A 14,533-nucleotide genomic window follows, 5' to 3' on the forward strand; every position below is an offset into this window, starting at 1 on the left:
GCAAGCCCGGTGAAAACGGCTTTTGCATGCCGGAGATTCACCCTCTCAATCCTCAGGCCCCTCGGAGAGCGCCATGGTGGAACGTCTAGCCCCGGATCAACGCGATGCCGAACTTGCCCGACTGCACGGATGGAAGCTGGAGCGAAACGGCGATGCGATCGTCAAGACGTTCCAGTTCAAGGATTTTTCTGAGGCGTTCGCCTTTATGACCCGAATCGCTCTGGCGGCTGAAAAGGCCAACCACCATCCCGAATGGTCCAATGTATGGAATAAGGTGACCATCGCGCTGACGACCCACTCCGCCGGCGGCCTGACGGCAAAGGATATCGCGCTGGCAGCGGGGATCGAAAAGATCGCAGCCGCGCAGGACCGGTCTTGAACGAGCCGCATCCGGTCCCAATTTCAGGTGAAACGTCACTGCCAAGAGAGGGTTCACGGCTTATGGCCACCACATCCGACACTGCCCGAGACGCCCGCCGCGTCGCGCGCAACTTCTGGAACGTGGTCACGAGGAACGTCGGGCGCCTGCCCTTCGCCGAAGACGCCGTGGCCGCCTACTACTGCGCCTTCGACCGGCAAACGCCCATGCATGTGCGGGCGACACTGCTGGGTGCGCTTGCCTATTTCGTCATGCCGGCGGATGCCGTCCCAGACATTCTGCCCATGCTGGGATTTGCCGATGACGCAGGTGTGATCGCGCTGGCCATCAGCACCATCGGCAACAATATCCTCCCCCGCCACCGCGAGGCTGCCCGTGAGGCGCTCGACGCACTTTCGCGTGAGCGTCCGGCCGCCTGACCTATTCGGCAACGGAAAGGTCGAATTTTCGCCAGTTTTTACCTAATGTTCGGAAAGTCGGGGTCTGATCCTCATCCATGAAACGTGGCAAGTCCCCCGTGGCAGGCCGCATGTACCGAGGCGCTCGTGGTTCTCACGGCGCCGCGCTCAGCACAGCACTGGGAGAAATATATCGTGCTCCGTTCCCTGTTCGCCATGACCGCCCTCCTGATTGCCACCACGGCGGCATCAGCACAGGCGCCCCAGCAGACCCCGCTGGGCACCTTCAACGATTGGACCGCCTATTCGGCCAGCCTTCCCAATGGCAAGGTCTGCTTCGTGATCTCTCAGCCCAAATCCCGCGCGCCGGAAGGCCTGCGGCGAGACCCGGCCTATTTCTTCATCACTCACCGGCCCGGCGACAAGGTCCGCAACGAGATCTCCATGCAGGCCGGCTTCCCGCAGCAGGGAACCGCGGACGTGACCGTCGGCAGCGCCAATTTCCGCCTGTTCACGGAAGGCGAACGCGCCTGGTCGGACGGGCAGAACGATCAGCAGATGGTCGGCGCCATGCGCGGAGGTGCGAGCATGATCGTGAAGTCGACCTCGTCCCGCGGCAATGTCACCACGGACACCTACTCCCTGTCGGGCATCTCGGCCGCCATGGACCGCATCAATCAGGAATGCCCGTAAAACAGGCACGCCCTGTTTTACGGAAGGCCGACAGGCGAAATCCTTATTTCGCCGAAAGGCCACGGTAGAGGTCAATCTTCCCACAACGGCCGGCTCCTGCCCGGCCGTTGCCGTTTTGGCGCATGACAGCTACCCGGCTGGCGCCTCGCATCTCACCACCCGATGTGATATGAGGCGCCTCTTGTTGAGACCGATGCCATGTCCATCGCCATAGACCTGATCCGCAACAACCCCGTTCCCCTGCCGGCAAAAGCTTCCTTGGCGGGCATGACCCGTGCTGGCCTCACCGAGGCCCTGGCCGCCATCGGCGTGCCGGAGCGCGAGCGGCGCATGCGCGTCGGCCAGCTGTGGCATTGGATCTATCATCGTGGTGTCCGTGATTTCGACGCCATGACCAATGTCGGCAAAAACCTGCGTGGCGCGCTGGCGGCAGCCTATACGTTGGCGCGGCCCGAGGTCATCGTCGAGCAAATCTCCGTAGACGGGACGCGCAAGTGGCTCATGCGCATGCCGCCATCAGGCAATGATCCGCGCCCACACGATATCGAATGCGTCTACATTCCGGAAACCGATCGCGGAACGCTCTGCGTCTCCTCCCAGGTCGGCTGCACGCTGAACTGCACCTTCTGCCACACCGGCACCCAGACGCTGGTGCGCAACCTCAGCGCCCAGGAGATCGTTCAGCAGCTCATGGTCGCCCGCGACATGCTGGGCGACTGGCCGGATCAGAACCCACCCACCAACGGCCTCGTTCCGACGGGTGCCACGCGCTACGTTTCCAACATCGTCTTCATGGGCATGGGCGAGCCGCTCTATGCCTTCGACAGCGTTCGCGACGCCATCGAGGTGATGTCCGACGGCGAAGGCCTGACGCTCAGCCGCCGGCGCATCACGGTTTCCACGTCAGGCGTCGTGCCCGAGATCGCCCGTCTCGGTGAGGAGATGGGCACCATGCTGGCCATCTCGCTGCATGCCACCAACGACGGCCTGCGCGACGTGCTGGTGCCGCTCAACAAGAAATTTCCCATCGCGCAGCTGCTCGAGGCCTGCCGCACCTATCCCGGCGTCTCCAACGCGCGCCGCATCACCTTCGAATATGTCATGCTGAAAGGCGTCAACGACAGCCCGGCTGAGGCCAGGGAACTGGTGCGCCTCCTCAAGGGTATCCCGGCCAAGATCAATCTGATCCCCTTCAACCCCTGGCCGAACTCGGCCTATGAGTGCTCCGACTGGGACACCATCGAGAAGTTCTCCGAGATCGTGTTCCGGGCTGGCTACGCGAGCCCGGTGCGCACGCCGCGCGGGCGCGACATCCTCGCCGCCTGTGGCCAGCTGAAGTCGGAAACCCAGCGCCTGCGGGCAAAGGAACGGCTGGCGCTTGCCGCACAGGCCGAAACACCGCAGCCTGCCGCCTGAGCACCATGTCCCACATCATCATCCGGCTTCTGCTCATCACCTCGGGCTATGTGCTTGCGGTGATGGCGGCGACCGCCGTGCTCATGGCAATCACCCTGTCCTATGGCACCCCACAGGATCCGGTGGACCAGGGCGCCTTCCTGGTCATGCTCGTCGCTTTCGCGCCGACCCTGTGGTGGATCGTGGGGCCCATCACCACCGTCGGTTTCGCCGCTGCGGCGGGCATCGCCGAAGTCTTCGCCATTCGCTCATGGATCTTCTTCGCGCTGGCCGGTGCCGCCATCGCCTATACGGCCTGGTCCTTGCTGGAGATCGGCGAGAGCGGTCCGGTCTTCACCGCTCTCGAAGCGGTCGCGGCGGGGTTTGTCGCCGGCTTGACCTACTGGCTGGTGGCCGGCCGGACCTCCGGGGTCAGTTCGCGCGCGTCAGAAACAGCTTGACCGCAAAGCCACCCAGCACCGTCGCGAAGACGTAATCCACGATCCGAGTCACTTTGGGCGAACGCCTCAGAAGCCCGGCGATCTGATCAGCACCCAGGATCATCGCCACCGAGAAGGGTGTGGCGATCACGATGAACATCAGCCCCAGGAACACGAGCTTGCCTGCAGCATGGGGATCGGCGGCCGACACGAACTGAGGCAGGAAGGTCACGAAGAACACGATGATCTTCGGGTTCAGAAGATTGATCCCGAGCCCGGACAGAAAGACCCGGTACAACGGCTGCGCCGCCTTTGCGACGCCTTCTCCGGGTGAGAAAGCAGAACCATGACGAATGGCCTGCACCGCAAGCCACATGAGGTAAAGCGCACCGGCAATCTTCAGCACCGTGAACGCCGTTGCGGAAGCGGCGAGCAGGGCCGACAAGCCGATGGCGGCAAGCATGGTGTGCACCACGAGCCCCGCAGAGGCGCCGGCATAGGCCGCGAACCCCGCCGCGCGGGATTGCGCCAGCGTCTTTCCCAGGAAGAGCGTCATGTCGGGCCCTGGCGTGAGCGTCAGGGCAACGCAGGCAACCGCATAGGCGGCAAGGATGGCAAGGTTTGGAACAAATTCCATGACGGTGGTCCCACGGAAGAGGGATGCAGGTGCCGCTTTCTTATCTCGCCCGCGCGCGCTCTTCCACCTTCGCATGCCTGAGGCTATCGTGCGCTTTCCCTGCCGCGAGGTTTCCCCATGCCGAAGCTCCTCTCCCGTCTCCTCCTTGTCCTTGGCCTGACCGTTTTTGTCGCCGGCTGCGGCGTCAACAATGTCCCGACCTATGAGGAGCAGGCCAAGGCGGCATGGTCCGAGGTACAGAACCAGTATCAGCGACGGGCTGACCTGATCCCCAATCTGGTGGAAACCGTGAAAGGTTTTGCCGCGCAGGAAAAAGAGGTTCTGACATCGGTCGTCGAGGCGCGCGCCAAGGCAACGCAGGTGCAGATCAATGCCGATCAGCTGACCGATCCCGCAGCCCTGCAGCGCTTCCAGGAGGCGCAGCAGCAACTGTCGGGAGCGCTCGGCCGCCTGCTCGCCGTCAGCGAGAACTATCCCGAGCTCAAGTCGAACCAGAATTTCCTCACCCTGCAATCGCAGCTGGAAGGCACCGAAAACCGCATCGCGGTCGCGCGGCGCGACTACATCGAAACGGTGCGCGTCTACAACACCGAGCTACGCACCATCCCCGGCCGCTGGATCGCCGCTATCCTCTATCCCGACGCCGAGCCCATGGCGACCTTCGCGGCGGCCGAGGAAGCCGCCCAACCGCCTCAGGTCAAATTCAATTGAGACTTGCAGCCACCGTCCTCGCGCTAGTCATCGCCGTCGTCGCTCCTGCCACCGCGCAGGACCGCGACCCTTCCTTTCCGCAACTCACCGGCCGGGTGGTCGATGCCGCCGGTCTGCTGTCGCCCCAGGACGAGACGGAGCTGGATTCCAAGCTGCACGGCCACGAGGAGAAGACGACGAACCAGCTCGTCGTGGTGACCCTGCCCTCGCTCCAGGGCTATGACATTGCCGATTTCGGCGTCCGGCTGGGGCGGCATTGGGCGCTGGGGCAGAAGGGCGTCAACAATGGCGCTCTCCTCATTGTCGCGCCGAACGAACGCGCCGTCCGCATCGAAGTGGGCTACGGCCTCGAAGGCACCCTGACCGATGCCCTTTCCAGCATCGTCATCAACGGCGCGATCCTGCCGCGTTTCCGCAACGGCGATTTTCCCGGCGGCATCCGCGCCGGTGTCGATGACATCCTCACCGTGCTCGACGGCAACGGCGACGAACTGCGCCAGCGCGCCGAGGCCATGCGACAGGCGGATGCGAAAGACGACTGGATCTCCTTTCTGGTGGTCAGCTTCATCCTCGGCTTCTGGATCCTGATCCTGGTGACCAATTATCGGCGCCATGGATTGAAGGGGTTGCTGGCCGGAACATCCATGAACCGTGGCGGATTCGGATCCTCCGGCGGCTGGTCCTCGGGTTCGTCCGGCGGCTTTTCAGGCGGCGGCGGCTCCTTCGGCGGCGGCGGCGCGTCAGGGCGGTGGTGATATGACCGATCTTCTCAGCCCAGCCGACCGTATGCGCCTGACCCAGGCGATCCGTCTCGCGGAAGCCCAAACCTCCGGCGAGATCTTCGTCGTCGCAGCCCGTGCGTCCAGCGATTACCGGCTCTGGGGCACGCTCTGGTCGGCCGTCATCGCGCTTCTCGTGCCATGGCCGCTCTATCTTGCAGGCTGGCCCGGCATGCCATGGCTCCTGGTCACGCAGGTCGTGAGCTTTGTTCTTCTGTCGGCATTGCTCGGCACGTCCTTCCTTGCCGTGCGGCTGACGCCGGGGCCCATCCGCAGGGCCGCAACCCGCAAGGCGGCGCTGGAACAGTTCCTCGCCCACGGCATCCACACGACAGAGGCGCGCACCGGTGTCCTGATCTATGTCTCACTCGCGGAACACGCCGTCGAGATCATAGCCGACGACGGAATTCATGATCTTGTTGGAGCAAAAGCCTGGGAAGGGGTGGTGGAGGTCATCAGGACCGATGCCCGGGCAGGCCGGCTCGCCGAGGGCATCGAAAAAGCCATATCCATCGTCGGTGCGACGCTCGCCCAGCATTGGCCTGTCGGACGCGGAGATAAAAACGAACTTCCCGATCGGATTGTCGTTCTCTAGTCATCCAACCCGTTCATTTTTGCCTGTTTCTCAAGTGTAACACGCTGGCAATCGATTTTTTGCCGCGTTATGCCAGTTACCGGACAGGGAAACCGAACACCGACGAGAGGGACGAAAATCCATGCTGCTGCCGGGTGAAACGCTCCACCGCGATCGATTGAAACAGGCCGTCGCACTGGTCGAGGGAGATGTTCCGCCCTCCTTCGGTGAAGCCTTGTTCGACTGGACCGCACCGGAGGATTTCGCTGCGCTGGCCCCCAATGCCATCGCCAGGCTGATCGCCGAGGCCTGGCAGCACCTGAAGTCCCGCCGGCCCGGCACCCATCATGTGAGGGTCTACAACCCCGAGCTGCCGGCGGGCGCGCCGGAGATCACGGTGGTCGAAATCATCAACGACGACATGCCATTCCTGCTGGATTCGGTGACAGGAGCACTCGGCGCGCGCGGCATCGATCCCAGATTGGTGGTTCACCCGATCCTTGCTGTTGATCGCGACGCTTCCGGAGCGCTGACTGCTTTCAAGGGCGATGCCAACCGGGAGGAGGCCGAGGGTACCGCGCGTGAGAGCCTGATCCACATCCATATCGATCCCATCGATGCGGAGGATGAGCGCAGCGCGCTGGCTGATGAATTGGACCGCACGCTGATTGATGTGCGCGTCGCCACCTCCGACTGGCAGGCCATGACTGCGACCATCGCGGCCACCATCGCCGATTTCCGTGAGACGCCACCACCGCTTCCTGCCGACGAGGTGGCCGAGGCCATTGCCTTCCTGCAATGGCTGGTGGACGACAACTTCACTTTCCTTGGCGTGCGTGAATACACCTATGCCGCCGACGCCGAAGGTGGCCATCTCGCCCCCCGGGATGAAACGGGCCTCGGCATCCTGCGCGATCCCGAACTCCGGCTGTTGCGGCGCGGCCGCGAACTGGTCGCCATGACCCAGGAAATCCGCGATTTTCTTCATGAACCGGTGCCGCTCATCGTCACCAAGGCAAGCCTGCGCGCCCGCGTCCATCGGCGTTCCCATCTCGACTACATCGGCGTCAAGCTCTACGACGACGATGGTAAGCTGCAGGGTGAGCTCCGCCTGGTCGGCCTCTTCACCTCCACCGCCTATACGGTTTCGGCCCGCAAGATCCCGCTCCTGCGCCGCAAGATCGACCTTGTCGCCCGCAAGGCCGGGCTCGATCATGAGAGCCACTCCGGCAAGGCGCTGATGAATGTGCTGGAGAGCTACCCGCGCGACGAGCTGTTCCAGATCGACCCGGATCTGCTCTACGACTTCGCCTTCGAAGTGCTGAGCCTTTACGAGCGGCCGCGCGTGAAGGCCCTGGCCCGCCTGGACAAGTTCGACCGCTTCGTCTCGGTGATGGTCTATATCCCCCGCGACCGCTACGATTCCAACGTGCGCTCCCGGGTCGCCCACTATCTGGCGTCCATCTATGAGGGACGGCTGTCGGCCTATTACCCATCGTTCCCGGAGCCGGCGCTCGCCCGCGTCCACTACATTATCGGACGGGACGAAGGCGAGACGCCGAAGATCGATTACGCGACACTGCAAAGCGGAGTTGCCCGGGAGGTCCAGACCTGGAGCGATCGCCTCCGCGCCAATCTCGGCGCGCAGCATGAGGGCGTTCAGGCCCGCGCGCTCGGCCTGAAGTATGCCAACGCCTTCTCGCCGGCCTATCAGGACCTTTACGGCGCCGACGTCGCCGTCACCGACATCGCCACCATTCAGCGGCTTTCGGCCGATCGCCCCATTGCCATCGATTTCCTGGAGCTTCCGGGCGAAAGCCGGGAGCGGGTGCATCTGCGCATCCTCTCGCGTGGGGAGGCGCTTCCGCTGTCCACCCGCGTGCCCATGCTTGAGAACATGGGCTTTCGGGCCGTGGATGAGCGCACCGACCACATCGAACCAGCGGGCGAAGAAGCCACCTTCTGGCTGCATGACATGACGCTGGAGCGTGCCTCCGGCGGTGAAATCAAGCTGGATGACCAGGGCGAACGGCTGGAGGCGCTGTTCATGGCCGTGATCCGCGGCCAGGCGGAGAACGACGGCTACAATGCTCTGACATTGGAAGCACGCATGGGCTGGCGCGACATTGCCATGCTGCGCGCGCTCTCGCGCTACCTGCGCCAGGTGCCGGTCCGCTACAGCCAGGACTACATGTGGAGCGTCCTGATCCGCCACAGCGCGATCGTGGAAAAGATCATCGCGCTGTTCCACCTGCGCTTCGATCCCGCGGTCACCGACGCAAGCGTCCGCGCCGAAGAGGAGAAGGCGATCCTGGCGCAGCTGGAAACCGACCTCGGCATGGTGGCAAGCCTCGATGAAGACCGGATCCTGCGACGCTTCATCAATCTCGTTCAGTCGACGCTGCGCACCACCTTTTTCCAGCTTGAGAAAGACGGCCGGCCTCATCCGGTGATCGCCTTCAAGCTGGACAGCCACAAGGTGGAAGGCCTGCCCGCGCCCCGTCCGCTCTATGAGATCTTTGCCTATTCGCCTCGGGTTGAAGGTGTTCACCTGCGTTTCGGCAAGGTGGCGCGCGGCGGCCTGCGCTGGTCCGACCGGCCGCAGGATTTCCGCACCGAGGTCCTGGGCCTGGTGAAGGCACAGCAGGTCAAGAACGCCGTGATCGTTCCGGTGGGTGCCAAGGGCGGCTTCGTACCCAAGCAACTTCCGGCCGGCCCGCGCGAGGCGATCTTCGCCGAAGGCACGGAGGCCTACAAAATCTTCGTCTCCGCCCTGCTCGATCTCACGGATGATATCGAAGGCACCGAGATCACGCATCCGGAGCTGACCGTGCGGCACGATGGCGACGACCCCTATATGGTCGTCGCCGCCGACAAGGGCACGGCGACCTTCTCCGACACCGCCAACGCCATCTCCGAAGACCGCGATTTCTGGCTTGGCGATGCCTTCGCCTCCGGCGGTTCGGCCGGCTACGACCATAAGGGGATGGGCATCACCGCTCGCGGTGCCTGGGAGGCGGTCAAACGCCACTTCCGCGAGATGGACAGGGACATCCAGTCCACGCCCTTCACGGCCGTGGGCGTGGGCGACATGTCCGGCGACGTCTTCGGTAACGGCATGCTCCTGTCGCAGCAGACGCGCCTGATCGCCGCCTTCGACCACCGTGACATTTTCATCGACCCCAATCCCGATCCGGCCACGTCCTTTACTGAACGCAAGCGCCTGTTCGACCTGCCCCGCTCCAGCTGGCAGGACTACAACCCGGCCCTCATTTCGCAGGGCGGCGGCGTCTTTTCGCGGACCGCCAAGTCCATCACCCTGTCGGCCGAGGCACAGGCGGCCATCGGGCTTGCCAAGGAGACCGCGACCCCGCAGGAGGTGATGAACGCCATCCTCAAGGCGCCGGTGGACCTGCTCTGGTTCGGCGGCATCGGCACCTATATCCGCGCCAGCACCGAAACCGACGACCAGGTGGGCGATCGCGCCAACGATCCCATCCGCATCGCCGGATCGGACGTCCGCGCCAAGGTAGTGGGTGAAGGCGCCAACCTCGGCGTCACCCAGCGCGGCCGCATCGAGGCCGCGCGGAAGGGCATCCGGATCAACACCGACGCCATCGACAATTCCGCCGGCGTTAACACCTCCGACGTCGAGGTCAATATCAAGGTCGCGCTGACGACACCGATGAAGGACGGACGTCTGCCGCTTGAGGAGCGCAACAGACTGCTGGCCGATATGACGGAAGAGGTCAGCCAGCTTGTCCTGCGCAACAACTATTACCAGACGCTGGCGCTCTCGCTGACCGAGCGCCGGGGCCTGGAGGATCTAAGCTTCGAACGCCGGCTGATGCAGACGCTGGAAGGCCGCAAGCTGCTCGACCGCGCCGTCGAGTTCCTGCCCGACGACAACACCCTGGCGGAGCGGGCGCAGAATGGTCAGGGACTGACGAGGCCGGAACTTGCCGTGCTCATCGCCTATGCCAAGATCTCGCTCTACGATGACCTGCTGCTCTCGTCCGTTCCTGACGACCGCTATCTCGGACGGGAACTGTTCCGTTATTTCCCGACACCCATGCAGCAGCGCTTCCCCGACGCCATCGAGGGGCATCGCCTGCGCCGCGAGATCATCGCCACCATGCTGGCGAACTCCATGATCAACCGGTGCGGTCCGTCACTGCTCGCCCGCGTCGCCGACAAGACCGGCGCCGACGTCGCGGAGATCGCCGGCGCTTTCGCCGCCACGCGCGATTCCTATGGTCTTGCCGACATCAACGCCGCCATCGATGCCCTCGACGCCAGGATTTCGGGCGACCTGCAGCTGCAGCTTTACACCGAGGTTCAGGACCTCCTGCTATCCAGGATCGTTTGGTTCCTGCGGCATGTCGACTTCAGCGGGGGCCTGGAGGCGGTCGTCACCCGTTTTCGTACAGGGCTTGAAGAGGTTCGCGAAAACCTCAACGTCGCACTCGGCAAGGAAGCGGAAGACGACCGGCTGAGCCGCATCGGCACCCTGGAAGAGGCCGGCGTGCCCAGGGACCTTGCCCAGCGGATCGCGAGCCTGCCGGCGCTCTACGCCGGGCCGGATATCGTCCTCATCGCGGAACGCACCGGCAAACCCATCGCCGAAGCCTCGGCCACGCTTTTTGCCGTCGATGCCTACTTCGGCATGGAGGAGTTGCGTGCGAGCGCGCTCACCATCCAGGTTCCGGACTATTACGAACGGCTCGCCTTCGACCGCGCCCTCGACATGATCGCCAACGCCCAGCGCGGCATCGCGGCGGAGGCGATCAACCATGGCGCAGGCGCGGCAGCCGTGCACACCTGGTCCGAAAACCGCCCTGAAGCGCCGCGCGTGCGCCAGATGGTGCAGGAGATCTGCAGCTCCGGCCTGACCGTCGCCAAGCTTTCCGTCGTGGCAAGCCTCTTGAGCGATCTGGTCAAGGGCTGACGGGCGTCAGCCCGGCCAGCCCAGTTGAAGCGCGAGGATATTGAGCAGCGTGCCACCGGCAAGCGCCCAGAGCGGATTGCGGCCGGCGAAGGCCATGAAGGCCGCTGTCCCGAGACTGATCAGGAAGAGCAGCAGGTTGTGATCGGCCGCCTTGATCATCGAGATGCCGCTGGCAAGGATCAGCCCCACCGCGATCGGCACCAGCCCCTGCTTGGCCACGGCGATCCAGCGTTTATCCGACCAGCGGTTGACCACACGCCCGACCGCGAAGGCAATCAGGCTTGACGGCACGAGGATCGCCAGGGTCGCCGCGACCAGGCCGAAAAAGCCGGCCATGTGCCAGCCAATGAGGCTGACCATGATGACGTTAGGACCCGGCGCGGCGTGCGAGATGGCGAAAAGGTCGGCGAAGGTGGCCTCGTTCATCCAGCCGTGCACATCCACCACCTGGCGGCGGATATCAGGCAGCACCGCATTGGCGCCGCCAATGGAGACGACCGACAAACTGATGAAGACGGTGACGATATCCAGGAGGAGCTGCCAGTTCATCGATGGCGCCTCTCGAAGGCGGCGGCCGCGATGCTGAGAGGAGCGAGAACACCGACGACCCAGACGATGGGAAGTTCAAGGATGCCCGATGCCACGAAGGCGAGCCCGCCGAAGACAAGCGCCATGCCTGTCGGCTTCAGCTTCTGCACCATTTTGATGCCGGTGCCGAGAACAAGCCCCGCCGCACCCGCCGCGGCACCGATGAGGGCGGCGTTGACCTGCGGGATCGAGGCGAATTCGGCATAGATCATCGCCAGCGTCACCACGATGACGAGCGGCATGAGCATCTGGCCCAGAACACAGAGCAGAACGCCGGGGATACCGTGGAAGCGATCTCCGATCATGACCGCCGCATTCATGGTGTTGGGTCCGGGAAGCACCTGCCCCACGCCGAGCACTTCGGCGAATTCCCGCTCGGTCAGCCACTGCCGTTCCTCGACGATGACATAGCGGGCCCAGGGCGCGACCCCGCCGAAACCGAGAAGACCGATCTTGGCGAAGCCCATGAAGAGGTCGAGACGCGTGACTTCGCGGTCCCGGACTTCGAGAGGAATGTGGTGCTGCATAATCGTCCGATGGAAGAAGGAGGCAGATGGAAGGAGCGCAAGGCATGCTTGCCCGGCCGATGCCGAACAGCTTACATCGTGCCGCCGTGAAGGCACAGGTGGATGTCGCCTGTTCACAGATCATCCACGAGGCAACGCAGCCCCTTGTTCCTGACCGGCGCTCTCACCCCTGATGCAGCCATGACGTCAAAGCGCGGCCTGTTCGGCTGGATCCTGTTCGACGTCGCCACACAGCCTGTCGCGACCCTGATCACGACCTTCGTCTTTGCCCCTTATTTCGCCTCGCGTCTGGCATCCTCGCCGGTCGAAGGCCAGTCGCTGTGGGGTTTCGCTACGGGCGCGGCCGGGCTCATCATCGCCGTGCTTGCGCCGCTGCTCGGCGCCATGGCCGACGCCTCCGGCCGCCGCAAACCCTGGATTGCCGCCTTCTCCCTTCTCTCGATCACCGGCTGTCTGCTGCTCTGGCGGGCCGCCCCAGGTGTGGAAGGGGCGGTTGCGCTGGCGATCGCCGGCTTCATCATGGCCTCCATCGGCGCGGAATTCGCCACGGTCTTCACCAACGCCATGATGCCGACGCTCGTGCCGCAAGAGCGCATGGGGCGCCTCTCCGGCTATGGCTGGGCCGCAGGATATTTCGGGGGGCTTGTCTCGCTCGCCATCATGCTCGGCTTCGTGGTCGCCAGTCCGGACACCGGCCTCACGCTTGCCGGAATCGCGCCGTTCCTTGGCCTGGACCCTGCATCAGGCGAGGGTGACCGTGCCTCCGGCCCCTTCGCGGCGCTCTGGTATCTCCTGTTCATCCTGCCGCTGCTGCTCTGGACGCCTGATGGCCGCGGCCACGGCAATCAAGGCGGACATGTCAGGGCGGGCATCGCATCGCTGCGGGCGACGCTTGTGGCGCTGCCGCGCCACCGCGACATCATGATCTTCCTGGCGGCGCAGATGATTTATATCGACGGCTTGATCGCGCTCTTCGCCTTCGGCGGCATCTATGCGGCGGGCACCTTCGGCTGGACCACCATCGAGATCGGGATCTTCGGTATTCTCCTGACCATCACGGGCACCATCGGTGCTGCCGTCGGCGGCGTTCTGGATGACCGGCTTGGGCCGAAGGCCGTCGTGCTGGGCTCACTCGCCTGCCTCATTCTGGCGTCGGTGGGCATCCTGGCGACAACCGCCGATCGCATCTTCTTCATCGTGGACGTTGCGCCCGCCACCGCCGGCGATGGCCTTTTCTCGAGCACGGCAGAGAGGGTCTATGTGGCGCTGGGTCTTGCCATCGGCATGGTTGCCGGCCCGCTTCAGGCCGCCTCCCGCACGCTCCTCGCACGGCTGGCGCCGCCCGAACATATGACCCAGTTCTTCGGCCTTTACGCGCTTTCCGGCAAGGTGACCTCGTTTCTTGGTCCCATGCTGGTCGGCCTGATGACCGCCTGGAGCGAAAGCCAGCGGGGCGGCATGGCGGTCCTGCTGGTCTTCTTCGTCGGGGGCGCCGCGCTCCTGACGGCGGTGCGCGTGCCCGTTCGACCTAGCGCGTCGCCGTCGTCGTCTTGAGTTCCGGCGCAATAGTCTCCACCGCGACGGCCCGGGCCGGCGGCGGCGCCTTGGTTTCGACAGCGAGAACCTTGCCGCCAGGCGCGGCGGCGATGCGGCGGGACAGGCCTTCGGCCATCATTTCCGCGAGGCACGCATAGCCTTGATCGTTCATATGAAAGCTGTCGGCGGCCAGCATGGTGCGACGTACGTCCTCTGGCAGCTGTGACCAATAGGTCATGGCCTGGAAGCGCCGCACGAGCGGGATGCCGGCATGACCCGCCATGGAGGCGATGCGGTCGACGAAAGCCTTGTAGGCCTGGTCTTCAGCGATCCGCGGAAAAAGCTGCGGATCCATAAGGATCACATCGGTGTCGTGCTGGTCGAGCCAGGCAAGCCCGTCGCTGACCACGGCCTCGAACTCTGAGGACGCGACGCCACGGATGGCGTCGTTGGTGCCCAGCTGCCAGATGACCAGATCAGGGTCGAGCGCTTCCACCTCGGTCTTCAACCGTTTGGCGGTGGTGGCCACCACTTCGCCGCCCCTGCCCTTGTTCACGACATCCACGGCAAGATCTGGCAGGCGTTTCTCCAGTTCGATCTCCAAACGGGCAGGATAGCTCGCGCTCGCGCTCGTCGCGCCCACGCCCTCCGTTGAGGAGGAGCCGATGGTCAGGATCGTCAGTTTTCCGTCGATGCTCGCTTGCGCCAGCGCTTCGTCGAGATGCCCGTTCAAGGCGACGACCGGGTCCGGCAACGAACAGCTTGGGCTGAAGGGCATGGCCATGGCGGGCGATGCGGCAAGGCCAAGAGAGAGAATGCCGGCGAGGAGCCGGGCGTCGAAGCGTGATGTCATATGCGTCAAGTCTTCCCAAAGAATGACCCGAGGCCGCTCGAACTGTCGCGGTTTTCAGCGGATTATTCGCCGCTA

14 protein-coding genes are annotated in these 14,533 nt (G+C 64.2%); 10 read left to right on the forward strand and 4 right to left on the reverse strand.

Features of this window, described 5'->3' with window-relative positions:
- Window positions 1-73 precede the first annotated feature (73 nt).
- From IEV58_RS00380 to IEV58_RS00400, 5 genes are all read left to right on the forward strand, one after another.
- The gene (locus IEV58_RS00380; protein WP_188407701.1) at window positions 74-379 is read left to right on the forward strand and encodes a 4a-hydroxytetrahydrobiopterin dehydratase; all 306 of its coding nucleotides are present in this window, start codon (window positions 74-76) and stop codon (window positions 377-379) included.
- Window positions 380-441: 62 nt separating this feature from the next.
- Entirely contained in the window at window positions 442-798 is a 357-nt protein-coding gene (locus tag IEV58_RS00385) for a YkvA family protein (protein WP_188407702.1), read from the forward strand.
- Window positions 799-972: 174 nt separating this feature from the next.
- Window positions 973-1,470: an invasion associated locus B family protein gene (locus IEV58_RS00390; RefSeq protein ID WP_229729086.1), complete on the forward strand. Its 498-nt coding sequence runs from the start codon at window positions 973-975 to the stop codon at window positions 1,468-1,470.
- A gap of 198 nt (window positions 1,471-1,668) precedes the next feature.
- Window positions 1,669-2,886: a dual-specificity RNA methyltransferase RlmN gene (gene rlmN, locus IEV58_RS00395; protein ID WP_188407703.1), complete on the forward strand. Its 1,218-nt coding sequence runs from the start codon at window positions 1,669-1,671 to the stop codon at window positions 2,884-2,886.
- A gap of 5 nt (window positions 2,887-2,891) precedes the next feature.
- Window positions 2,892-3,326, forward strand: a complete 435-nt coding sequence (locus IEV58_RS00400) for a hypothetical protein (RefSeq protein WP_188407704.1) — start codon at window positions 2,892-2,894, stop codon at window positions 3,324-3,326.
- Here the strand turns inward: IEV58_RS00400 and IEV58_RS00405 are convergent.
- Window positions 3,298-3,942 carry a LysE family translocator gene (locus IEV58_RS00405; RefSeq protein WP_188407705.1) on the reverse strand — a complete coding sequence of 215 codons (645 nt, stop codon included), beginning with the start codon at window positions 3,940-3,942 and terminating at the stop codon, window positions 3,298-3,300. The two genes, IEV58_RS00400 and IEV58_RS00405, sit on opposite strands and share 29 nt — an antisense overlap.
- A 117-nt stretch (window positions 3,943-4,059) precedes the next feature.
- Here IEV58_RS00405 and IEV58_RS00410 point away from each other — a divergent pair, with 117 nt between their 5' ends.
- The 4 genes from IEV58_RS00410 to IEV58_RS00425 all read left to right on the forward strand — a co-directional run bounded on the left by IEV58_RS00410 (window position 4,060) and on the right by IEV58_RS00425 (window position 10,954).
- The gene (locus tag IEV58_RS00410) at window positions 4,060-4,653 is read left to right on the forward strand and encodes a LemA family protein (protein WP_188407706.1); all 594 of its coding nucleotides are present in this window, start codon (window positions 4,060-4,062) and stop codon (window positions 4,651-4,653) included.
- On the forward strand, window positions 4,650-5,408 hold the full coding sequence (locus IEV58_RS00415) for a TPM domain-containing protein (protein ID WP_229729087.1): 759 nt from the start codon (window positions 4,650-4,652) through the stop codon (window positions 5,406-5,408). Before IEV58_RS00410 ends, IEV58_RS00415 begins: the two co-directional genes overlap by 4 nt.
- Before the next feature lies 1 nt (window position 5,409).
- A complete protein-coding gene (locus IEV58_RS00420; protein ID WP_188407707.1) occupies window positions 5,410-6,027 on the forward strand; it encodes a TPM domain-containing protein in 618 nt (205 codons plus the stop codon).
- A 121-nt stretch (window positions 6,028-6,148) separates the two neighbouring features.
- Window positions 6,149-10,954, forward strand: a complete 4,806-nt coding sequence (locus IEV58_RS00425; RefSeq protein ID WP_188407708.1) for an NAD-glutamate dehydrogenase — start codon at window positions 6,149-6,151, stop codon at window positions 10,952-10,954.
- 6 nt (window positions 10,955-10,960) lie between these two features.
- On the opposite strand, the gene IEV58_RS00430 is transcribed toward IEV58_RS00425, so the two are convergent.
- A complete protein-coding gene (locus IEV58_RS00430) occupies window positions 10,961-11,503 on the reverse strand; it encodes a chromate transporter (RefSeq protein ID WP_188407709.1) in 543 nt (180 codons plus the stop codon).
- Window positions 11,500-12,069, reverse strand: a complete 570-nt coding sequence (locus tag IEV58_RS00435) for a chromate transporter (protein ID WP_188407710.1) — start codon at window positions 12,067-12,069, stop codon at window positions 11,500-11,502. The genes IEV58_RS00430 and IEV58_RS00435 overlap by 4 nt, the downstream gene beginning before the upstream one ends.
- A 180-nt stretch (window positions 12,070-12,249) precedes the next feature.
- Here IEV58_RS00435 and IEV58_RS00440 point away from each other — a divergent pair, with 180 nt between their 5' ends.
- On the forward strand, window positions 12,250-13,623 hold the full coding sequence (locus IEV58_RS00440; RefSeq protein WP_188407711.1) for an MFS transporter: 1,374 nt from the start codon (window positions 12,250-12,252) through the stop codon (window positions 13,621-13,623).
- Here IEV58_RS00440 and IEV58_RS00445 read toward each other — a convergent pair.
- Window positions 13,598-14,458 (reverse strand): SGNH/GDSL hydrolase family protein, encoded by an 861-nt coding sequence (locus IEV58_RS00445; RefSeq protein ID WP_188407712.1) that lies wholly within the window; start codon window positions 14,456-14,458, stop codon window positions 13,598-13,600. The genes IEV58_RS00440 and IEV58_RS00445 overlap by 26 nt on opposite strands.
- Window positions 14,459-14,533 lie beyond the last annotated feature (75 nt).

Origin of the sequence: Agaricicola taiwanensis (assembly GCF_014635245.1) — a bacterium.
Classification (GTDB): Bacteria; Pseudomonadota; Alphaproteobacteria; order Rhizobiales; family Methylopilaceae; genus Agaricicola; species Agaricicola taiwanensis.

What these genes read in the sequence shown, in the direction of transcription:
- IEV58_RS00380 (WP_188407701.1), top strand. Translation starts at nt 74, where the DNA reads ATGGTGGAACGTCTAGCCCCGGATCAACGCGATGCCGAACTTGCCCGA.
- IEV58_RS00385 (WP_188407702.1), top strand. Translation starts at nt 442, where the DNA reads ATGGCCACCACATCCGACACTGCCCGAGACGCCCGCCGCGTCGCGCGC.
- rlmN (WP_188407703.1), top strand. Translation starts at nt 1,669, where the DNA reads ATGTCCATCGCCATAGACCTGATCCGCAACAACCCCGTTCCCCTGCCG.
- IEV58_RS00400 (WP_188407704.1), top strand. Translation starts at nt 2,892, where the DNA reads ATGTCCCACATCATCATCCGGCTTCTGCTCATCACCTCGGGCTATGTG.
- IEV58_RS00405 (WP_188407705.1), bottom strand. Translation starts at nt 3,942, where the DNA reads ATGGAATTTGTTCCAAACCTTGCCATCCTTGCCGCCTATGCGGTTGCC.
- IEV58_RS00410 (WP_188407706.1), top strand. Translation starts at nt 4,060, where the DNA reads ATGCCGAAGCTCCTCTCCCGTCTCCTCCTTGTCCTTGGCCTGACCGTT.
- IEV58_RS00420 (WP_188407707.1), top strand. Translation starts at nt 5,410, where the DNA reads ATGACCGATCTTCTCAGCCCAGCCGACCGTATGCGCCTGACCCAGGCG.
- IEV58_RS00425 (WP_188407708.1), top strand. Translation starts at nt 6,149, where the DNA reads ATGCTGCTGCCGGGTGAAACGCTCCACCGCGATCGATTGAAACAGGCC.
- IEV58_RS00430 (WP_188407709.1), bottom strand. Translation starts at nt 11,503, where the DNA reads ATGAACTGGCAGCTCCTCCTGGATATCGTCACCGTCTTCATCAGTTTG.
- IEV58_RS00435 (WP_188407710.1), bottom strand. Translation starts at nt 12,069, where the DNA reads ATGCAGCACCACATTCCTCTCGAAGTCCGGGACCGCGAAGTCACGCGT.
- IEV58_RS00440 (WP_188407711.1), top strand. Translation starts at nt 12,250, where the DNA reads ATGACGTCAAAGCGCGGCCTGTTCGGCTGGATCCTGTTCGACGTCGCC.
- IEV58_RS00445 (WP_188407712.1), bottom strand. Translation starts at nt 14,458, where the DNA reads ATGACATCACGCTTCGACGCCCGGCTCCTCGCCGGCATTCTCTCTCTT.